Raw genomic sequence first — 21,346 nt, 5'->3', positions numbered from 1 at the left:
GTGGCTTCATGCGTGTACGTGACCACATTGACTCCCCGACGTGACCGCATCATGCGACTTTGCTAAGAACCTAAAGGATCACAATGCCCCTGCGCCTCCTCATAGTCGCCGACTCTGATTCCTACTTGAAGTGGGCTGTCTCCCGCGCCGTTGACTTGCCGCGAGACGTCGACGCCCGCGTGGTGGTTGTAGAGAACGCCGTGACTCCCAGCGAGCTCCAGGTAAAGGAAGCCGTGAATGGGCGTTGGCCCACGCCTCCTTCCGTTTCAGCACGGCACGTGGTCAGACAGATGAGGGCAGGCAAATACGACGCAGTATTGCTCGCTTGCCGCGGCCCGTTGATTGATCTGCTGTGCCGACGTGCACTTGAGGGGCTCGTCAAACCGCCCGTCATTGTGGTTGGGATCCCGGGTATCTGGTACCCACCCACGCAACTCGGAGTGCAGTGGCGCGCCCACGCGGATGTCTATGTAGTTCACAGCAAGCGCGAACGCGCTGCGCTGAAGGACTTGGTCGGACCCGGAGCGGGAATTGATGTGGGGCTCGCGTCACTGGATCGACCACTTGAGGTGCATGGAGCGGACCCGGAGGGTTCGGTGATCTTTGCTCCGCAGGCACTCGTCCCGCGCACCAAGGTCGAGCGCGTCGAACTACTTCGGGGCATCGCACTCGCCGCGAGAAGCCACCCGTCAGTTTCTTTCGTCATCAAGCTACGCGGGAATCTTGGTGAGGCGCAGACACACGCTGAAGTGAATGCGTTCCAAGACCTCGCTCAAACCACCCCGGTTGAACTGCCTCCCAACGTGTCCTTCGAGCGCGGCTCGCTCGCGACCCACCTTTCATCGTGCCGCGGGTTTCTCACGGTGAGCTCTACTGGCGCCATTGAAGCGGTCGCGGTCGGTGTCCCGGCCTTGATGCTGACCGATTTTGGCGTGGATGCGGCGAATATCAATGAAGTATTCGCTGACAGTGGCATGACCGGGACATTGGACAACCTCGCGCGGCTTGAGTTTCGCCTCCCCCACCCAGAGTGGTCCGCGGATAACTACTTCCATCCTGAGGTGGACAACGACTGGTTCGACGTGGTGCGCGAGCGCGCGGCATCCAGTCGCCGCACCATTCTCGAAGGCGCGAGCATTCCGAGCTACACCCGCACGGCGCGGTTGCGGCAACGTGCTGTTGCCCTCGGAAGCGCAGACTCTAAGCCCGTCCGCCTATCGATGGCCTTTGCCGCGGCGGCACTCAAATGGCGTCGCCGTGCGGTGCGCCTGGTGTCGAGGCGCATGGCCAAGCGGTCAGCTGAGGGCGACCGAGGCGCGTAACTCTTGCCAACCTACGGTTCCGTAGCCTACGCTTGCGTAAGTTAGCGGGACCGGGCACAAACGCTGCCTCCCGCCGGACAAATGCACCGCACGGCGCGCAAGGGAGAAATAAGTGGAGAATCTAGGCCCGCTTTCCGAAGACGGCCTCGTCCGCCTGTTGAACCACCAGGGCGAGGTACTCCAAGACCAGACATTCTCGCCCTATGCGGCGCACCTCACGCCTGAGAAGCTGCGCGAGTTCTGGCACGACATGTCCGTGCTGCGTGCGTGGGACATGGAGGCCATGAGCCTCCAGCGCCAAGGGGAGCTCGGTTTATGGGTGCAGTCCTATGGGCAGGAGGCCGCGCAGATTGGCTCTGGCCACGCGTTGCGTGATCCCGACTTTGTCTTCCCCAGCTACCGCGAGCACGGCGTAGCCATGACCCGTGGTGTGGACTTACCCAGCATCCTGCGCATCTTCCGCGGCCTCGAGCACGGCTCGTGGGTCCCCGCGGAGCACGGCTTCCACCTCTACACGCTGGTGATCGGCGCCCACGCGCTCCACGCCACGGGCTACGCCATGGGCATGGACCGCGACGGTCTGGTCGCGAGTGGCGACGCGGACAAGGACGGTGCCGTGGTCTGCTACTTCGGAGACGGCGCCACCTCGCAGGGCGACATTGCTGAGTCGATGACCTTCGCGTCGGTGAACAAGGCGCCCGTCGTCTTCTTCTGCCAGAACAACCAGTTTGCGATTTCCGAGTCAGTGACGCGCCAGACCAACATCCCGCTGGCGGACCGCGCTAAAGGCTGGGGCATGCCTTCAATCCGCGTGGACGGCAACGACGTCATTGCTTGTCACGCCGTCACCCAGTGGGCGCTCGAGCACGCGCGCAGTGGCAATGGCCCTGTGTTTATCGAGGCGCTGACCTACCGCATGGGTGCCCACACCACCTCGGATGACCCCACTCGTTACCGGACCAAGGCCGACGAGGAGTACTGGAGCGAGCGGGACCCAATCGACCGCCTCACCACGTACCTGGAAGGCGCCGACGAACTGCCCGACGAGTTCCGCGAGGCTGTCGCGGCGGAAGGAAAGGCGCTCGGCGCCCGCACCCGCGAGAGTGTGCGCGGCTGGTCAAAGCCCGCCACGCTCGAGATGTTCGACCACGTCTACGCGGAGCCACACTCGACGGTCCAAGCAGAACGAGCCTGGTTCGAACGTTATGAGCAGTCCTTTGCGGACGTGGAGGCGAGTAACTGATGAGCGACGCATTAATCAACGCAACGGGCACCACCACCATGACCATGGCCGGCGCCATCAACGCCGGCCTGCGCGCGGCAATGGAGCGCGACCCCAAGGTGCTGCTGATGGGCGAAGACATAGGCGCGCTCGGAGGCGTATTCCGCGTGACCGACGGTCTGCACAAGGACTTTGGCGACGATCGCGTCATCGACACCCCGCTGGCCGAGTCGGGCATCGTCGGCACAGCCATCGGCCTCGGCATGCGCGGCTACCGCTCGGTGTGTGAAATCCAATTCGAGGGCTTCATCTTCCCCGCGTACAACCAGATCACCACGCAGCTCGCCAAGATGCATTACCGCTCGCAGGGCAACATCACGCTGCCCCTTGTCATCCGTGTGCCATACGCGGGCGGCATCGGCGCGATCGAGCATCACAGCGAGAGCCCCGAGGCGCTGTTTGCGCACACTCCGGGCCTGCGCATCTTCTCCCCGGCCACCCCGCAGGACGCCTACGACGGCATCCAGCAGGCCATCGCCGCCCCGGACCCCGTCATGTTCTTCGAACCCAAGGCCCGCTACTGGGACAAGGGTGAGGTCAACACCGGGACAGTCGAAACCCGGCTGTCCGATGCCGCGGCCACCATTGGCATCAGCGGTTCCCGGGTGGCCCGCGAGGGTACTGACGTGACACTCGTCGCTTATGGCCCCACCGTCCGGCTCGCGCTGCAGTCTGCCGAGCTCGCCGCCCAGGCGGGCACCAGTGTCGAGGTCATCGACCTGCGCTCGATCTCCCCGCTCGACTCCGACGCGGTCGTCAAGTCCGCCAAGAAGACCGGTCGCGTGGTCGTGACTCACGAGGCTGTGACCACCTTTGGAGTGGCCGCCGAGGTCTCCGCGCGTGTCACCGAGCAGGCTTTCTTCCACCTCCACGCCCCCGTCCTCCGCGTGGGAGGCTTCCACACCCCCTACCCTGGGGCTACGTTCGAGCACGAGTACCTGCCGAACCTCGACCGCGTGCTCGACGCTGTTGACCGCGTGATGAAGCACTAAGGAGACACGGATGCCTACCTTTGAGCAATTCAAAATGCCCGATGCTGGCGAAGGCCTGACCGAGGCCGACATCGTCACGTGGCGCGTCGCCGTCGGAGACACCGTCGAGATCAATCAGCCGCTCGTCGAGATCGAGACCGCGAAGTCCCTCGTGGAACTCCCCTGCCCATTCGATGGCGTGGTCACCAAGTTGCTCGCCTCCGAGGGCGACACGGTCGAAGTGGGCGTGGCGATTGTCGAGATCGACGTTGACCCTAGCGGCGAGCCCGCGCCCCAGGCAACCGAATCCTCCGCGACCTCTGCCGACCCGGGCGCCCCCGCATCGGCGGAACAGTCCGCTCCTGAAGGAGAAAGCGACGAATCATCCCTCACTACGGGACAGGCGGACGATGCTGTGGCTGAGTCCGCCCCCGCCCAGGCGGCGGCGCCCGAGACTCAGGAAGGTGAGTCCGGCGCGGTGCTCGTGGGCTACGGCGTCAAGGCCGGTTCCGCGACCCGCCGCCCCCGCAAGGAGGGCTCCCTCGAACCCATTGGCGGCGAGGGCGAGGGTGATTACCCCGTGAAGGCCAAGCCTCCGGTGCGCAAGCTCGCCCGCGAACTCGGCATCGACATCACCACCATCACCCCCTCGGGTCCCGGCGGCATCGTGACCCGCGGCGACGTCGAGCAGCAGTCCAAGGCTCGTTCCGCCAAGTCGCTCGCGACGTACCCGGGTGACGACCAGCCGTGGCTCGAGTCCGGCAAGGTGTCTCCCAACGGCCGCACTACTCGGGTGCCGGTGAAGTCGGTGCGCAAGCGCACTGCAGAGGCAATGGTTGTCTCCGCCTTCACCGCCCCCCACGTCACCGAGTTCCTCACGGTCGATGTGACCGAGACCATGAATCTGGTGGCGAAGCTTAAGAAGGACAAAGACTTTGAAGACGTGCGGGTCACCCCACTGTTGCTGGTCGTCAAGGCCTTGCTGCTCGCGGTCCGCCGCCACCCTGAGGTCAACGCCTCGTGGGACGAGGCCGCCCAGGAGATTGTCTACAAGCACTATGTGAACCTCGGCATCGCGGCGTCGACTCCGCGAGGCCTGGTGGTGCCCAACATCAAGGACGCGCACCGCCTGTCGCTTCATGATCTCGCCGTTGAACTACAGGACCTCACGGCGGAGGCACGCGCTGGCCGCGTGCAGCCAGCCGCGATGGCGGACGGCACCATCACCATCACCAACGTGGGTGCGCTCGGCATCGACACCGGAACTCCCATCCTGAATCCTGGCGAGGCCGCGATCCTCGCCTTTGGCGCGGTCCGTCAACAGCCATGGGTCCACGACGGCGAGATTCAGATTCGCTGGGTTACGCAGCTCGCGCTTAGTTTTGACCACCGCCTGGTGGACGGTGAACTCGGTGCGCGGCTGCTGTACGACGTGGGCCGAGTGATGAACGACCCGTCGCAGGGACTCGTCTGGTCTTAGGACGAGGTCACACCCACCGGACCTCGATGGGCATGCCGACGAAAGTCCCATAGGGCGCGAAGGCCCCCTCGAACTTTGCCCGGTCCTGCTTGGTGAGCCCCTTTCCTTCAGCGGTCCCAAGAGGGGCCGCTTCGACCACGCAGGACTTGGCGCGCATTGTCCGCTTCCAGGTACCCACCACCCGCCCGCCGCGCACCAGCGTCGCGCGGAAGACACCGTTATTTCCGGGCACGACCTCCTGGGCCCCTTCGGGATCCAACATGGCCGAGCGGTCGCCATAGCCCAGCATGTATTCGTCGAAACCGGGCGGGGTGAGGAACCCCTTCGCCGTGTAGCAGGGGGCGTCAAGCGCCTCGGGGGTGGCGAGCATCGGCCCGTCCTCAGTCTCCACCTCCACGATTGCGTCACCGGCCGCTGCCACCGCCGTGCGGCAGTCTCGCACTCCCATGCCAGTCCACCGTGCCATTTCCCTGACCGTGACCGGGCCGTGGCTGCGCACGTAGCGCAACGCCACGATGCCAAGCGCCTCGTCGCGCTCCGGAGTGTGCGGATCCGGCACAAACTCGTCCAGCAGCACAAAGGTCTGCTCCTTGCCCACGTGCGGCGCGATGCAGGTCACCCCCACCTGACTCACATACCAGAGCAGGTGGTAGCCGGCCTGGCCAGCGCTAGAGATGCCAGCCTCGTTCAGCGCCTGGATGCACTCGGCCCGCGTCAGCCGCTTGCCGCCGGCGAGCGCATCCCGCAGGGTGTCGACGGCGCGCTCCACTGTGTCCTCAGTAATTCCTAGGTACTCGCGACGCTTGGCCGCGCCCGCGAGCGGCTTCGCGCCCATCAACTTCACCATCCACTTCGCGTCGCGGGACGGCACAAAGTGCACCGTGCCGCGCATGGGCCACGTCCGTAGCGCCTCCTTGCGCTCGAGTGCGTCGGTGATGTCTGACTCGGTTGCTCCTGGAATCCGCATCCCAAAGGACCACAGCCCGCTCGCCAAGTCTTGAGCCTGCATCGCACCAAACCATTCGACTATCCCGGCGACGGTGCGCTCGGGCCCGGTTGCGGCATCGGCGGCCTTGCCGATGCCGTCGAGCAGTAGTGCGCGCATGCGAGCCGCGAGCACCTGGTTGGAGGCGAGAGTCATCCCTCCAACCTAGCGACCCGGGCCGACTCCCACCCGGTGCGAGGCGCCAGCCCAGGGCGAGGAAGCACTGCTCAGGAAGCCCCCTCCGCGGACGTAGGCTTAGCCCATGTCGATCAGTACCCTCGTCTTCGCATCGGCGGGTATTCGGGACATTTCTTTGGGTGTCACCGTGGGAGCCCTGCTCGTGATCATGGCTCTACTGCCGCGCGGCCACCGTGCCGTGGATCGGATGGGGCTCGTGGCGCGAGTCGCCTCTGCGATCTGGGCCGTGAGCGCGGTCACGTATCTCGTGGCCTCGTACGCCCAGATTGTGCCGCGTACCGGCACGGGACAGACCGCCTCGTATGGCGCCGGGTTCATTCAAGAGGTGTGGTCCTTCTCGACCACCATCGACCTCGGCAAGGCGTTCCTGCAGATGGCGCTCGCGGCCATCGTGGCCTCCATTGTGGTGGGATTCGTACGCACACCGTCCGCAGCCGCCTGGGCTTTGGTGCCCGTGGTGTGGGCGCTCGGCTGGCAGGCGCAGACCGGCCACGCGGCGGGTGCAGTGGACCACCACCTAGCCGTGAGTTCGATGTTCCTGCACATTGCGGGATCCGCGGTCTGGATCGGCGTCATCACTGCGGTCGTTCTTGGCCGTCGCCAACTCGGCGCCTCCACCAAGGACGCAGTCTTTCGCATGTCACGTATTGCGTTGTGGGCAGCGATTCTGGTCACGGTGTCCGGCGTGGGTAACGCGTGGCTCCGGTTCAACGACCCGATGGACCTGTTCGCATCCAACTACGGTCGCATCCTGCTGCTGAAGCTCGCGCTGATGGCCGTGGTCGTAGCGCTCGCGGCGTGGCACAGAAGGCGGACAATGCCGCGGTTGAGCAACGACCACGTCCAGCGCCGCTTTTGGAGGGTCATGGCAGTGGACGTATGGGCGCTCGTGGGCGTGGTGACGGTTGCCGCCGTGCTGTCCGGCACCGCCCCTCCAGCGGACCTGACGCCGATCGACGCCCCCACCCCCGCGTACTTCCTTACCGGGTACGACCTGCCGCCTGCCCCCACCTTCCTCACCTGGTTCGCGCAGTGGCGATTCGAGATCATCAGTGCTTACGTACTTGTTGCGCTCGGCGTGGTCTACCTAATCTGGGCCCGCCGCCTGCATCGCCGTGGCGACAGTTGGCCCTGGTACCGCAGCTTCTCGTTCATCTTCGGGATCGTCGCCATGATCTGGATCACGCAGAGCGGTCCCGCGATCTACGGCGCGGTGACCTTCAGCGGTCACATGGTGCAGCACATGATGCTCGTCATGGCGGCGCCGATTCCCCTCGCGCTCGGCGCCCCGGTGACGCTTGCGCTGCGGGCGCTCCCGCCGCGGGCTGACAGGTCACGGGGACCACGCGAGTGGATCCGGGTCATCGTCGAGTCGCGCATCATGAAGTTCTTCGCGAACCCCATCGTGGCTGCAATCAATTTCGCCGGGTCACTCATCGCGTTCTACTACTCTCCGGTGTTCGAGTTCGCGCTGCGCAACCATGCCGGTCACCTGTGGATGGTGCTCCACTTCACGCTGGTGGGATACCTGTTTGCCAACGCGCTGGTGGGCATCGATCCCGGACCCAAGCGCCCGCGTTATCCACTGCGAATTGTCCTGCTATTTGCCACGATGGGCTTTCACGCGTTCTTTGGTGTGACCCTCATGGCCTCGCAGGTGCTGCTCGCGCCCACGTGGTTTGGTCTGATGGGCCGCGCATGGGGGCCCGACGCGATTACCGACCAGCAGTACGGCGGCCAGCTCGCGTGGGGAATCGGCGAGTTACCGACTGTGCTCCTGGCGATCGGGGTGGTGGTCGCGTGGCGGGCGGCAGACGCCCGCGAAGGCAAGCGCAAGGACCGTCAGGCTGACCGCGACGACGACGCGGAGCTCAAGAAGTACAACGCCATGCTGGCCCAGGTCGCGGACCAGGACGGGCAGCGCGGCGAGTAGCCGAGTTTCCCTGCGCGGGTCGCACGGGTTATCCACAGATTTCATCCACAGGACTGTGAACAACCAGTGACACGCGCTCCCCAGGTGTGGAAAACCGTGTGGGTAAAAGGTGGAGGAAAAATAGTGGCGCATTCACCTTGCGCGAGGCGCCACAGGCGAGTACGAATAGGGGCATCGGAAGGCGCTTAGACCGCTCGAGTTGAACCGGGAAACCGGCTCAGATGGCCCAAGTATCACTGCCGGATCCCCAGGAAGCTGGAGGCCCGGCCTCAGGATCAGGGTTCGCAGTCGAGGCTAGTTCCGGACACTTCGGACAACGACAGTCCACGTCAAGGGGCCCGGGTTGCAACTGCAACTCGGCGCTACTGAGAACTGTGCGTGACGGCGCAGGGACTGGCGGCCCGGAGAGTCGACCGAGAGGTCACGTCCTTAGAGACGTGTCGCCGCATCGTCAATCGCGGCCGTCGGGAGGCACGCGGTACGCCGTGTCCCCCCGAGAACTTGAGGTCATGGCAAGGCCCCCCGAACGCTTACTTCGGGGGGCCTTCGCCTTGCCAGCGGCGACGCAGACGGGAGTCTCAGCCCGCATCGTCCGCTGGCAATACGGTAATTGCTGCCCACAGCGAATCCGGTCAGGACACGCCCAAACAATCCTGGCGTCGGGGCCCGCGAAGGCTAGTGAAGGCCGAGCCCCAGGACGCGTGACACGGTGGTGACCACGCCGTTCTCGGTGTTGGACGGCGCTGAGAAGCGGGCTCGCTCCTTGACTTGCGGGTGTGCGTTCGCCATCGCGTAGGACCACTCGGCGGCATCGAGGAGTTCGAGGTCGTTGAGATAGTCGCCGAACGCCATAGTCTGGGCCGCAGTGACGCCGAGGGCATCCTGGAGCGCGCGTAGCGCCCCGCCCTTGTTGGTGGTGAGCCCCATCAGGTCCACCCAGTGCTTGCCGGACACGGCCACTCGGCCCTCGCCCGCGTCCTCGAACTCCGCCAGCACGGGCGCGACGCCGTGCTCGGAGCCGTTGAAGTCGTAGACCGCGATCTTCAGGATGCCGTCAGTGGGCCAGTCGAGCAGGTTGTCGATGGTCGCGAGGCTGGCGTAGTAACGCGAGGTCTCTGTGAGGAACGCCTGATCGGTGCGCTCGACGTAAGCGGACTTCTTGCCGCACACCACCACGCCGATGTCCCCGCCGCCTGATGAGTACTCCCTTAGGCGGGTCACGACGCGCTTGACCAGCGCATCGTTCATCAGTGTGGAACTGACCTCTTCGGTGCCCTGCAGAACGTAGGCGCCGTTCTCCGCAATGAAGTCGAGACCGCCGGCACGCTCGCCCATCTGCTCAAAGAGCGAGTAGTACTGGCGTCCGCTCGCAGGGCAGAAAGTAATGCCACGCTCGCCCAGTGCGTCCAGGAACGCATCAAAATTGTGGGGCAGGTTGTGGTCGGCGTCCAGGAAGGTGCCGTCCATGTCGACGGCGATCAGGCGAATGTCTGGGGTGGTGTCGCTCACGGCGGCGCTCTCCAAAAGATTGACTACGGGTGGGGACGCGAAGGCGCGACGGTGCCAGCCTACGACACCGTCACCGCGCAATCGCTGCGCGGAGGGCGCGAGCGAGGTGCCTTAGCTCTCGCGCCACACCCGGGATCCGTAGCGAAAAGTCCCTATTCGCGTGTGTCCCGCAGGACGGCGTCTGCGGGCATTCTCGCGAGGCGTTCGACGATAGGCAGGGAGGCTAGCGCGAAGGCCACACTGGCGAGCAGCGGTAGGGATAGCGCGGAGATTGCCCAAGCGGCCGATGGGCCTGGCGCCCATGCGAGAAGACCTCCTTCCTGAATCCCGGAGAGTACGGCAAGCACAGCCGCGAGTACCAAGAAAAGCGCCGCGGCCGTCACTCCCACCATTAACCCCAACGTTGCCATTTGCATTGCAAATGAGGAGCGCACTTCAGCCCGGCGCCACCCGATGGCGCGCAGGGCCCCTACCTCAGGGCGACGCGAAGTCATGATCGAGGTTGCGATGGACCAGGCAAGGGCGACGGTCATTGCCCCCGCAATCACCCACACCACTGGAGCGAGTGCGTCAAGGAATCGCAACGTAGGTGAAGCGCCAGCAAGCAAAGTCGTGACGCTCGTCGCACCAAATCCTTCCGTGCGCAATGCGCCAACAGTGCCATCCACGTCCTTGAGTTCTTCGACGGTAAGGAAGGCGCGAGGAAATACATGGCGTTCCTCGACCCAGGAGGCTGGCTTTCCCGATTCGTCAGCAAGGAGCCCCACTACGGTGTCGGTCGTTGAGTAGATGGTGAGGGCATCATCCAAACCCTTGACCTGGTCGTCAAAGAGCCCTACGACGGCCAACTCTAGATCGACTCCTTCTCGATCCCCCGAGTCTGACACGACAATGTGCTCCACCGTGAGCGTGTCTCCCACCCCGAGCCCCGCACTCTCCGCGAGAGCGACGGGGAGCACAACTTCCTGCGGCCCGGCTGGTTCCTTGCCCGACTTAAGCGGAGGTTGAATCGGGAGGTATCGGGGTGCCACGCCAACAACAATCGTGTCGAACACACCCTCGGGGTTGGGGGATATCGGAGCCACCTGAACCACGTCGAATACGGCGGACCCGGTGACGCCCTCCTTGTGCGAGAGGGACTCGACCTCTGAGATGGTGAGTGGACGAGGGTCATCGTTTGCGCCGAAACTCTCGATCTCGATTGTTCTAAGCGCGGGAGACGCGAGGCCGTCTGCACGGTTTGCTGCGTTCGCGGATTGGTCGGCGATGGCTACTAGCGCGTACGCGACTAAACCGAGAGTGATTGCCGTGATGGCGAGCGCCGTTCGATACCGCCTGAGATGAGGGCGGGTGAGGTAGCGGGCAAGAGTAAGTGATCTCAACGGGCACCTGCAGAGATGATGTCGATTTGACGCGTGACGTATGGAAGCACTCGTGCGTCGTGAGTGGCAATGACGACCGCTGCGCCGTCGTCGGCGAGTTCGCGTAGCAGGGTGCAAAGTTGAACTGCGTTGTGGTCATCGAGACCGGAGGTCGGCTCGTCGGCAACAATGACTGATGGGCGGTTTACGAGTGCGCGCGCGAGCGACAGGCGTTGCTGTTCTCCACCTGAGAGTAAACCGGCTCGGTGATCTACTCGATGTTCAAGACCCACGCGCTCCACTGCCTCGCGTGCATTTGCTCGTGACACGTTGAGGGAAGCCACCTCGACATTTTGAACCGCAGTGAGATCCGCGAATAATCGCGGTGACTGCGGAATCAAGCCGAACGATTCACCTCGAACACGATCGCGACCTGACTCACCGAGCTGGGCTACGTCGCGGCCCAGAATGGTCACTTTGCCGGAGGTGGGGCGAATCATGAGCGACGCAATTCCCAGCAGAGTGCTCTTCCCTGCCCCAGAGGGTCCCATAAGCACTACTACCTCGGACGTTGCTACGCGAAGGCTTATTTCTCCAAGCGCTTGAGTAGTCGACTTCTCGCTGGAGTAGGTCTTTGTGATCCGCTCCAGCTCAATCAGTGTGGTCACCGATTGCCTCCATTCCGATCTGTGTGTTCACGAGTTGTGCGGTAAGCAGTACGTCGTAGCCTTGAGCTCCCGAGATGCCACGCGATGCGAGGTGTGGTGTCTCTGGGCAGCCGATGCGGGATTCGACTCGATTCAGCAGTCTGGAGTGCAAGTCAGGATTGTCACCTATTTCGAGAAAGTCGAGCAAGGTTAATTCTGCGATAAATGTAGAGGAACTGGGCTCATTGGAGTCGAGTCTTTCCGGCAATTCATGGAGGTAATCCGCGTAGTATTCCAGGATTTCCTCCGCGTTGTCGATGAGTCCTGAAAGCGCGCACAGCAAAATGCGCGCGACCGTCTCTTCGGTTTCATCAGTGACGGGAATGGGTAAAAAGTGCACTCCGGTGGGCTGTTCGCCCAAGTCCTGCAACAGCAATAGCAGTTCCGTCACCGAACTAGCTCGGTCTGGTGGGACGTCTAGACCTGTCAGACTCCTTGCTACGTCACGAATCTCCGCTCGATGAGCCGGGTTAGAGGATTCGCCGAATGGAGTGATGACGGCAATGGCCTGAAGTCGCGTAGATGGCGCCACATCGGTCGCAGCCAATAGGTCTGCGACGGTGTCCCTAGTACTTGTCGAGACCAGGTCGTCGAATCGAGGCCCCAGCGCTGTTCGGGCGGCATATGTCGCAGCTACGGTCCCCTGATAATCCACGTGCTGTCGATATAGGCCGGTGACGGGGTCGCGCCGGTCGCTTGCGCGCGCCAGATACGACTTGGCAGTCGAGGTGTCGGCATTTTCAAGTACAAGGATCCGGGTGAGTCGTGCTGCAGCGATGTCATTACCGTCGGGCAGCATCTTGAGGGAGGCAACCGCGAGCTCGACCGCGGTGGGGCCATCGTATCCATTGACTTCAACGCCAGAATGTACGAGTTCAGCGCTGGCGGAGAGTTCAAGCACAGACGCAATATCCGGGATCTTTGACGGTGCCGACGGGAGGGCCGGCGCTTTGCATTTGAGGTTACGGTGATCGCAAACCCGGTGAAGTCGCCATGCTGCTGGCGCTCCTAACTCAGAATTGGCTGAAGCGTCTGGCACCGCCGCATCAATTTCGTGTGCGTCCATCGTTGCGACACCTTGTTGTGAGGCTAAGTCCTCAACCCACAGGCGTAACGCACGATCGTCCTCGTCGACAATCTTCTCCCAAGCCTCGCCAGTGAGGGCATTCGAGGCATCTGTGGAAGTGGGGAATCCATGGTTCGCCATGACTAGCCACGACCAGGCTCGCCAGGTCGGTGGAAGTTCTGCAGCCAGAGAGCGCATGCGAGCCGCCTCATCCTCGCTCAGAGAGGCGGCACTCAGCGCAGGCTTTTCGCCCAGGTCATCCATCATGGTAAGGAGCCATGCGGAGGAATAGGTATCGATAGGGCGAGGCGATCCGTCGCCTGGATTAATCACAAGGCCATTCGAGTCCATGAGGTTCGCAAGATCTTCGGCGAGGTACGAACGCGCTCGTTCTTGGGTCGCCGACTCGGGTTCCTTCACGTGAGGGGCGCATCCGGAAATTGACATCGTTGTAATGAGCGCAAGAGCAACGGTGGTAGCCCGGACCATGGTCCGGGCTACCACTGCGATAGTCGCTGGCATTTAGACGTGGGAAGTGGACGTCAAATAGACCCCGCCGACCTTGGTCGAGCCAGTCGAGAACACGCCCAGATAGATGGTGGACCAGGACGCACAAGCGGTTCCCGTAAGGCCCGCATACGAAGAGTTGTAGTTCGTGAACGAGGCTGTGGGAGAGCCGCCATTGTTACCCGACACGCTGATTCCGACGCCCTTTACGCTGGCACTCGCTCCCACGCCAATCGGGTCCCATTCCACAGAGTGCTTAAGTGCGCTCACCTTCTTGTTGGTCTTGGCGTAGGTCTTGAAATAACCACAGCCATCCCACCCGGACCATGAATCTATATAGACATAGGTAGACATGGTGGTGCCTCCATAGCTCCGGCTGTCACTGTCGCTACTTGCGCTCGCAGGGCCGGCGACGCCTGCACCCGCCAGCGCGATGGCAGCAAGTGCCACCGCTGTCTTTCGGAACTTCATGGGTTCCTCCGTACTGAGATCCGCATCTTTGCGGGTCGCCACCCGAGTGGTGCGACGGAGCAAGAATGTCGGGACTCGACTAATGTCGCAAGCCCCCATTTGTGGGGGCAACCAAATGGGGGGCACGCAAAAGGGCGACCGTAGTGGCGCAGATTAGGATGCGTCCGCACTCAAGCGGCGTGCCTCGGCCAACTCGTATGCCGCGTCCAGGTTGCCGATGATGGATGGCGTGGTTGGGATGATGGCGTCGGCGAGCCGCTCCACCGTGCCGTCCTTGGCGAGGTGATCCCGCAGGGTGTCGGACACGCCGCAGAGCACCACCTCGATACCGTCGTTGTGCCAGGCCTCGAGCCTCGCGTCCAGGGACTTTAGGAAGGTCGCGGACGGGATGCCCGCGCCCTCGCGCAGTGACAGGACCACGGCGGCCCGGTGTCCCGCCGTGGCGGCCGGCCACTCGCTCTCGAGGCGGTTCACCTCGGCAAAGAAGCCACTGCCTGCGTAGTGCAGCACCGTGGTTTGGTCCTCCGGGAAGGAGGTGGGTAGGTCGGCAATCGACCAGTCTCCCGTCTCCGAGCGCACCAGCCGTACTATTCGACCCTGCTTGGAGGCCTGCGCGGCGTAGAGCAGGATCGACACCCCCGCTCCAAAGAAAATCGCCACCTGGAGCGGCAGCCCGGTGGTGGCAACAAAGGTCAGCACCATCGCCGCGCTAGACATCACCGACGTGCGCCACACCAGCTTCATGTCGGGGATGCGACCCATGACGAGTTCGGCGCCAATGACCAGCAGTAGTCCGCCGATCACCGGCATGGGGATCAGTCCCGCGACGGGTCCAACGGTGAGCACAATGATGAGCAGCCACAGCCCCGCAAAGATGCCCGCCCAGCGCGTCATCGCACCGCTGCTGGTGGCTATTCCAGTGCGGGACAGCGAACCTCCGGTGGGCAGGGCTGCGAAGAACCCGCCGCCGATGTTGGCGAGGCCCTGCGCGGTGAAGTCCTTGGAGGCATCGGGCCGGGTGCCGTCCGGGTTGGGGACGGAGGCTCCGATTCCGGCGGCTTGGGCGAGCGCTACGAGGGCGATCGCCACGGCCCCGACGGCCAAGGAGGGAATGGTCGACAGGTCGGGCAGGGTCAGTGGCGGGAGCGAGCGTGGGACCTCGGCGATGTCGGACACGAGTTCGACGTCGATCTTCGCGATTGCCACCACGGCGGTCACCACCACGAGGGCGATCAGCGTCGCCATGGAGCGCAGCTTGGGGAATACCCGGAACCCTGCCCAGACGGCAATGGTGCCGAGCGCGACCGCCACCGACCACCCGTCCCACTGCTGCACGTTCGCCACTGAGTCCACCAGCGTGGCGACGGTATTGGACTTGTCCGAGTCGTACCCTGTCGCGTCCTTCATCACGCCCGCGACAATCTGCACCGCGATCCCCGCGGTGAACCCTGTCATCACTGCCGTGGACACGAAGGCCATGACGGAGCCCATCTTGAGCAGCCCGAGCGCGAGCATCGCGAGGCCCACCAGAACGGTCAGCATCGCGACCGCCCCCAGGTCGCCCGGGTCGAGCCCCGCGTCCGACAGGATCGATTTGGCCGACAGCGCGATGGCGCTGGTCAAGGTGGTGATCATCAGCACGGTGCGCGCGAACATCGAGCCAACGATGGTGGGCACGATCCCGGACCACAGGCCCATGGGCGCCGAGAACCCGCCGATGGTCGCGTACGCCATGCCCTCGGGAATCGAGAAGAGCCCGGTCACGAGGCCGGAGACGGCATCTTTGGGGGTGGGGCGTCCAAACTTGCCGCGCCTTTTCTTGCTGGCATTGGCGGCCGATGCTGCGGAAGGCTTCGAGGAACGTTCCGTCACAGAGGTGATCCCTTCCCTCACTGCCTCTACCTACGAGCCTGGAGCGGGTGACGGGAATCGAACCCGCGCTATCAGCTTGGGAAGCTGAAGTTCTACCATTGAACTACACCCGCGCATCGAGTTGCCTCGATGGATTCACCATACTAGCCGCCGACGCGGAAGCCTTTGCCGCTCGCGGTCAGGAGGCGTTCGGAACGCAGATGGTGATCGCCTTGGGTCGCACCTTGACCTTCAGTTTTTTGACCTTCTTGCGCACGCCACCGTCAATCTCGTACGGAGTGGGAGCGTCGAACTTCATCTTGAACTTGGATCCGCGCGCCGTGATCACGAATGGGGAATTCTCAGTCTTGCCCATCACCACGGTGCCGAGGGTACGGATCCACTCCCCTTGGCTCTGTGCGGTGACGATCCCGATCTCCAGCAGACCGTCGTCGGGGCGCGCGCCGTCAAACACCTCGATGTCGCCAAAGACGTCCTTGACGTTGCCCATCAGCACGCACGTCACCTCGCCCTTGTGGAAGGTGCGGCCGTCCACCTCGACCTTGGCGTTCACGGGACTGGTCTTGAGGTTGCGCGCACCGGTCCACAGATAGGCTGCGCGTCCCATGCGGTCTTTCAATCCCGCATCGGCCCCGTCAATCATGAGCGCGTCGAGCCCAGCGCCGGCCATCACCGCGAAGTGTTCACCATTGGCCGTCGCGAGGTCCAAGGTCCTGCGATCGCCGTGCAACCCAATGGTCACTGCCTCGGCGACATCCTGAGGCACGCCGAGGTTCGTAGCGAGTAGGTTTGCCGTGCCCGCGGGCAAGATGGCGATGACTGCGTCGGTGTCCGCGACTGTGTTGATACACCGCTGAACGGTGCCGTCACCTCCCCACACAAAGATGAGATCCGCGCCATCCGCCATCGCTTGTTTTGCGCACTTCGGTACCTGGCGGCTCTTGGCGACCTCGTACCAAAGTGGCTCGGGGTGACCTGCGTCGTGGAGCACGCGGCGTAGTTCTCCAAGGCCCCCGCCAAACGTTTTCTTTGAATGAGCGATGACAGCAATGGTGGTCACAGGGATTCTCCAATCGGCGAGGGGGGCGTACCGATCCGAGGGTCCCCGGACCGGTACGCCGTTCGACTCAGCAGAGAGCTACCGAGTCGCGGTGAAGCATCGGTGGTTCACCAGAAGTGCTTGCGCCCACCCACGGCGCGGCCCGTCGCACCAAGGATCCACAGAATGAGTCCGACGACGATGAGGATTCCACCGATGGTCGCGAGAAAGGGCACCGGCAGAAGTAAGCCGATGAGGAGGAGGATGACTCCCAGAATAATCATGTGAACTCCCTAATAGAAGTTGAGTAATGCGAACCCATTCTAAGGAGATTGGGGCGGGCAAGTGCGGTCACGGGCCCTCAGATGTCGCTACGGCGCGTCGCGCTCCTCAGCCGCCTGCGACAAGGTCTGCCGGTGGCCGAGCTGCTCGAGCCATTCGACGAGTTGCCGATGCACAGTCTCCGCACCGCTCAGGCGGCCGCGGTCGTCCAGTAGCGCACCGTAGATTTTCCACTCGCTCGGGTAGACGAGCAGGGGTCGGGTTTGCCAGCCCCCCACCCCGCCGTGCGAGCCCACGAGTTCCTCGAACGCTGCGACCTCGTCAAGGTCCGCGTCGTAGAGCGAGTTCACGTAGATATCTGGGGCGTCCGTGAACTCGGCGACGCGCGCGAAGTCAGCCCGCGCATCGTCCCCAAAGGCGGCCAGCGGGTCGGTGCCCGTGACGACTCCCGTGGTCAAGTTCACGACACCGGCAGCGCCGATCGCGACGGGCCCGTGGGGCGTCGCCACTACCAGGAAGCCGATGCCGGGATGAGTCGCTAACGCCTCCACCAGTCCGGGGTAGCCGCGTTCGATGGCCGAGAGGGTGAGGCGCTTGGTGTGCTGCGCGAACCAGATGCCGCCCAAGTTTCCCGAGCCAACCACGGCGATGCGCGGACGGTCCAAGCCCTCGGTCGGCGCGGCCGGCGCGGCCGCGTCCTTCGCGAGTGCACGGTGGGTCAGCCGGCCCGTCACGCTCGACTGGCCGCCCAACTCGGTGGCTAGTTCATTCGCCAGGCCCCACTGCTCGGATTCGTGGCGGGCAGTGCTGGCCTCGACGTGGTGGCCGGACACCGGAGCTTGCTTGGGCGCATCGGGATTGTCGATGTGGGCGGTGACGAACTCTTCGAGGCTCATCCCGTAGCGCTGCAGGAACGTCGAACCCTGACTCTGGCCGTGGTCAGACACGGCCACGATCTTGTAGGGCCTTGGAGTCGCGCCGGAGTCGGCCAGTGCCTCGAGGCCGCGCATCACGTCGTCCAGGCCGTAGAGCGACGCGAGCGACTCGGGGCGGGTCACGCCGGCGTGGTGGGCGACCTCGTCGTAGTCCACGAAGTCCACGTAGATGGATTTGCGTCCAGCCATCATGGCTTCGACGATCAGCGCCACATTGAGGTCGCGCAGGAACACGTTGGTAATGGCGCGTAATGCGACGTAGTTGCCGGCCCGTTTGATCCGGGGTCGCACGTCGCGTCGCTCCTGGCGGCGGGCCTGAAACAGTTCCTTGAATGCCTCGCCGATGGACAAGATGACAGCACGCAGGAAGCCGGCCGGGTGCGTGAAGAACGACGCGTAGGACTCGCTTGGTCCCAGCCCCTCGGTCTTGTTGCGCAGTCCGCTGACCGTCACCTGAGCCACGGCCGCGTCGCCGGAGAACAGGTTGGAGATTGACACCCCGTCGTCGGCGAGCAGTCCGCGGCCGTTGCTCACACGTTCCTCGATCAGCGCGGCATCGGCCGGTACGTTGGCGACTACCAGGCGACCCAGCGACCGATCCCACCACCTAAAGGCCGGGATGTTGTCGTTGTTGCCGTGCAGGATGCCGGCCTGGCTGACGGGGGTGGTGGACGGCACTTCGGCACGCCACTCGACCAGCTTGTGCGAACCGGACCGGATCCAGCGGCTGAGCGTCGGCAGGTTGCCCGCGCGAATCTCGCCGCGGAGCACGGGGGCGGGCACGCCGTCTAGTTGAACAAACAGCACGCCAGTGACATCGGGATCCTCGATGCGCGACCGTCCCGATTGCGCGGCATCGTCCTTGCCGCGCGCGGAGCCCTGCCGTTTGGAGCTCATCCTCAGTGCATGGACCATGAGGTAGACCTGGGTGCTGACGGAGAAGCACCAGGCAATCACGGTGAGAAGCAAGGCGTAGACCCAGGAGGCGACGACTGCCGCGGTGACGCTCGACGTCTCGATGCCGGGCGTTAGCCATAGCCCCGCGCCCACGAACACCGCGTTGGCGAACAGGGCGAGCGCGAGTGCGCCAATCCAGCCGAACAGCCCCGCGATGCGCACCAGCAGTGGACGGAGCGCCCAACTGGCAGCCACGATGGCCGCTACCGCAAGGGGCAGCGACCACCACGACGTTTGCGTGATGCCGGGGGAGATCCAGACGGTCAGTCCCATCGCAACAGCGCGGATCAGTACATCGGCCGCGCCCCTGCCGCGCGAGTACCGCTCGTGCCCGACGCCTGAGGCAACCATGGCATCGGCGACGGATTGTGCCGTACGCGCTGTGCTCGTGGGGGCCGCGGAGCCGCCGGCGTTCTTGCTCATCCGGGTGCGCTTAGACGTTCGACGCGGTCAGAGAAAACTCCGTGTGCCGCGTCTCCCCGGGCTGGACTAGGAACAGTCCGGTGCCCTTGACTCCCTGCGCGTCCAGCGTGAAGGCGTCGTTGACGTTGGTGACAGGCTCGACCGCGAAGAAGGGCTTGCCTTCCGGTGCGAAGGCGATCACGTGGGACAGCAGTTCGCCCGCCCGCATCGTGACTGCCAGCTTGCCCGGGTACTCGATGACGGCGACGGTGGGTGAGGTGCGGCCGGTGAGGCAGTCGTCCACTACGCCGGTGCCCAGCTCGCGGCTGGTTTGGAAATCGGCTCGCGGCGCGATGGGGACGGCAGCGGCCTCAGGGAGCGCGTCGATCAGCTGGTAGCTCTGGTCGCAGTTGATCTGCAGGTGAGGGGCCGCCGACTCGGTGCCGTCGGGCAGTGCGAGGTGGCGCTGGAAGTACGGGTGATGGCCCAGGCCCGCAGGGAAGGTTTCGTGGTCGGTGTTGGTCACGGATAGTCCCCATGTGAAGCGGTCGCCTTCGAGCGTGTACTCGAAGCGCGCGGTGAAGGTCCACGGGAAGTTCACGCCGTAGACGTCGCGTGAGGTGAATTCCAGGGTCACAGAGTTGGCCGACTGCGCGACCACCGCCCACGGGTACTCGATGGCGGCTCCGTGACGCGCGGTGCCGTCACCCGGATTGGTGCGCAGTTGATACGTGCGTCCCTGCCACAGCAACTTCCCCTCGCGGATGCGGTTGGACCACGGCACCAGTGGGAACGACGCGCACGCCGAACGATTGCCGCGATCCTCCTCGGCGGTGGGGCGCAACACGTCTACCCAGTCGCCATCGATGCGAACCTGGCCAAACGCAACGGAACCTCCGGTGGCGGGCACCAAGCCCACGCGCCAGTGGTCGTTCTCGATGGTGATGACAGTAGGGGAGGTGCTCATACTGCGACGGTAGCGCACGGTGGCACCTCGAGAATGGACCCTCTGATCTCTAGAATGCGTGGCGAAGCAACGATAGAGTGTCGCTCGAGAAGCCTGAGGGGGGCGCAATGGTGCAGGACGACGAGAGCCGCGAGCCAGTGGTATTTGAGCCGCAAGAGTTGCCGCCTGAACTGGCAGGCGAGTACCGGTCGCTCGAATCGGCAGAGTCGGTCCCGAATCCCGACTCGACGCCGGCCTACGCACCTCAGATGGGTGCCCCCATCAGTCAGCAGCCCTCTTACGGCGGCGACCCGCGATTTGGCGGCCCCAGCGTGGGCAACGGAATTAGCACCGCATACGGGTCAGGCGCCGGCATTGGTGTGGGCCTGGGAGCAGCGGGAGCGCAGGAGTTCGACTGGTCGAGTGCTCAGGGCGGGTCGTGGGGAGTGCGCACCAACTCGTCCAAGAACTGGCAGGGCATCGCTTCCCTCGTCACCAGCTTGCTAGGACTGAGCCTCCTGGGGGTCCTGTTTGGATGGGCCGGCTTGCGTTCCGCCAAGGCGGGTGATGCCACCAATCGTGGCTTGTCGATGGCTGGAATCGCCATCGGCGGTGTGAGTATGGCACTCGGCCTGATTCTTGGCGCCGCCTTTCTGCTCCCGGCACTGTCGCTGTTGAAGGGACCGAATGTCGTCGACTCGGTCGCCGTTGGCGAGTGCTTCAACGAGTCGGACTCGAGCGGGTTAGACGAGGCCACCGTCTACGGGTTTGCAATCGTGGATTGTACCGAGCCCCACATCGCGCAGGCGTTTCACGTGGGCCTTCTCACGGATGAGCCCTACCCAGGGGAGCAGGCACTGTGGGAAGTGACGGACACGCTTTGTCACGCGGATTCCCTCGTCGCCGCCATCGACAGCGAAAGCGGGTTGGAGCTCACCACTATTCGCTACGTGCCGAGTGCCGAGGTGTGGGCGGAGGGTGTGCGCCAATACCAGTGCGCGGTAGGACCAGTTCAAGGACAGGTGTCCGAAAGTCTGGTGCTGAGGTACTAGCCCGTGGCTCGGTTCGCTGTGCCCATCCGAGCGCCAACCAATCCGCCTGCCTCCTCAGACCGAAGTACT

The 21,346-nt window shown here is 64.0% G+C and carries 17 protein-coding genes and 1 tRNA gene; 6 read left to right on the top strand and 12 right to left on the bottom strand.

Going from position 1 to position 21,346, the window contains the following annotated elements:
* The first annotated feature begins 83 nt into the window (after positions 1-83).
* The 4 genes from AOP77_RS04905 (at position 84) to AOP77_RS04890 (ending at position 5,055) form a co-directional block, all read left to right on the top strand.
* Positions 84-1,322, top strand: coding sequence for a DUF6716 putative glycosyltransferase (locus AOP77_RS04905; RefSeq protein ID WP_062210083.1), 1,239 nt, complete (start codon positions 84-86; stop codon positions 1,320-1,322).
* Positions 1,323-1,434: 112 nt separating this feature from the next.
* Positions 1,435-2,565, top strand: coding sequence for a thiamine pyrophosphate-dependent dehydrogenase E1 component subunit alpha (locus AOP77_RS04900; protein ID WP_062210080.1), 1,131 nt, complete (start codon positions 1,435-1,437; stop codon positions 2,563-2,565).
* A complete protein-coding gene (locus tag AOP77_RS04895; RefSeq protein WP_062210069.1) occupies positions 2,565-3,596 on the top strand; it encodes an alpha-ketoacid dehydrogenase subunit beta in 1,032 nt (343 codons plus the stop codon). The genes AOP77_RS04900 and AOP77_RS04895 overlap by 1 nt, the downstream gene beginning before the upstream one ends.
* Before the next feature lie 10 nt (positions 3,597-3,606).
* Positions 3,607-5,055 carry a dihydrolipoamide acetyltransferase family protein gene (locus AOP77_RS04890; protein ID WP_062210067.1) on the top strand — a complete coding sequence of 483 codons (1,449 nt, stop codon included), beginning with the start codon at positions 3,607-3,609 and terminating at the stop codon, positions 5,053-5,055.
* 7 nt (positions 5,056-5,062) lie between these two features.
* Here the strand turns inward: AOP77_RS04890 and AOP77_RS04885 are convergent, their stop codons facing one another.
* Positions 5,063-6,196 (bottom strand): winged helix DNA-binding domain-containing protein, encoded by a 1,134-nt coding sequence (locus AOP77_RS04885; protein WP_062210064.1) that lies wholly within the window; start codon positions 6,194-6,196, stop codon positions 5,063-5,065.
* Positions 6,197-6,302: 106 nt separating this feature from the next.
* Between AOP77_RS04885 and AOP77_RS04880 the strand changes: the two genes are divergently transcribed.
* Positions 6,303-8,171 (top strand): bifunctional copper resistance protein CopD/cytochrome c oxidase assembly protein, encoded by a 1,869-nt coding sequence (locus tag AOP77_RS04880; protein WP_062210060.1) that lies wholly within the window; start codon positions 6,303-6,305, stop codon positions 8,169-8,171.
* 675 nt (positions 8,172-8,846) lie between these two features.
* Here the strand turns inward: AOP77_RS04880 and AOP77_RS04875 are convergent.
* The 11 genes from AOP77_RS04875 to AOP77_RS04830 all read right to left on the bottom strand — a co-directional run bounded on the left by AOP77_RS04875 (position 8,847) and on the right by AOP77_RS04830 (position 20,246).
* Positions 8,847-9,680 (bottom strand): Cof-type HAD-IIB family hydrolase, encoded by an 834-nt coding sequence (locus AOP77_RS04875; RefSeq protein WP_236685752.1) that lies wholly within the window; start codon positions 9,678-9,680, stop codon positions 8,847-8,849.
* A 152-nt stretch (positions 9,681-9,832) separates the two neighbouring features.
* On the bottom strand, positions 9,833-11,062 hold the full coding sequence (locus AOP77_RS04870) for an ABC transporter permease (RefSeq protein WP_062210057.1): 1,230 nt from the start codon (positions 11,060-11,062) through the stop codon (positions 9,833-9,835).
* The gene (locus AOP77_RS04865) at positions 11,059-11,709 is read right to left on the bottom strand and encodes an ABC transporter ATP-binding protein (RefSeq protein ID WP_084622314.1); all 651 of its coding nucleotides are present in this window, start codon (positions 11,707-11,709) and stop codon (positions 11,059-11,061) included. The genes AOP77_RS04870 and AOP77_RS04865 overlap by 4 nt, the downstream gene beginning before the upstream one ends.
* A complete protein-coding gene (locus tag AOP77_RS04860) occupies positions 11,693-13,261 on the bottom strand; it encodes a hypothetical protein (RefSeq protein ID WP_152649774.1) in 1,569 nt (522 codons plus the stop codon). Before AOP77_RS04860 ends, AOP77_RS04865 begins: the two co-directional genes overlap by 17 nt.
* Positions 13,262-13,336: 75 nt before the next feature.
* Positions 13,337-13,792 carry a hypothetical protein gene (locus AOP77_RS04855; protein WP_062210052.1) on the bottom strand — a complete coding sequence of 152 codons (456 nt, stop codon included), beginning with the start codon at positions 13,790-13,792 and terminating at the stop codon, positions 13,337-13,339.
* 153 nt (positions 13,793-13,945) lie between these two features.
* The gene (locus AOP77_RS04850; RefSeq protein WP_062210049.1) at positions 13,946-15,664 is read right to left on the bottom strand and encodes a SulP family inorganic anion transporter; all 1,719 of its coding nucleotides are present in this window, start codon (positions 15,662-15,664) and stop codon (positions 13,946-13,948) included.
* 39 nt (positions 15,665-15,703) lie between these two features.
* Positions 15,704-15,777: transfer RNA gene (locus AOP77_RS04845), tRNA-Gly, on the bottom strand.
* Between the two features lie 65 nt (positions 15,778-15,842).
* Positions 15,843-16,724: a diacylglycerol/lipid kinase family protein gene (locus tag AOP77_RS04840; RefSeq protein ID WP_201774088.1), complete on the bottom strand. Its 882-nt coding sequence runs from the start codon at positions 16,722-16,724 to the stop codon at positions 15,843-15,845.
* 107 nt (positions 16,725-16,831) lie between these two features.
* Positions 16,832-16,987, bottom strand: a complete 156-nt coding sequence (locus AOP77_RS12240; RefSeq protein WP_152649773.1) for a DUF6131 family protein — start codon at positions 16,985-16,987, stop codon at positions 16,832-16,834.
* 87 nt (positions 16,988-17,074) lie between these two features.
* Positions 17,075-19,300, bottom strand: a complete 2,226-nt coding sequence (locus AOP77_RS04835) for a phage holin family protein (RefSeq protein ID WP_062210043.1) — start codon at positions 19,298-19,300, stop codon at positions 17,075-17,077.
* Positions 19,301-19,310: 10 nt separating this feature from the next.
* Positions 19,311-20,246 carry an aldose epimerase family protein gene (locus tag AOP77_RS04830; RefSeq protein ID WP_062210041.1) on the bottom strand — a complete coding sequence of 312 codons (936 nt, stop codon included), beginning with the start codon at positions 20,244-20,246 and terminating at the stop codon, positions 19,311-19,313.
* A gap of 107 nt (positions 20,247-20,353) precedes the next feature.
* Between AOP77_RS04830 and AOP77_RS04825 the strand changes: the two genes are divergently transcribed.
* Positions 20,354-21,277, top strand: a complete 924-nt coding sequence (locus AOP77_RS04825) for a septum formation family protein (protein WP_152649772.1) — start codon at positions 20,354-20,356, stop codon at positions 21,275-21,277.
* Positions 21,278-21,346 lie beyond the last annotated feature (69 nt).

The sequence above is a fragment of the Demequina oxidasica genome (genome assembly GCF_000975115.1).
Classification (GTDB): domain Bacteria; phylum Actinomycetota; class Actinomycetes; order Actinomycetales; family Demequinaceae; genus Demequina; species Demequina oxidasica.
Note: the sequence above shows the minus strand (reverse complement) of the source record. Positions and strands in the feature narration are given on the sequence as shown.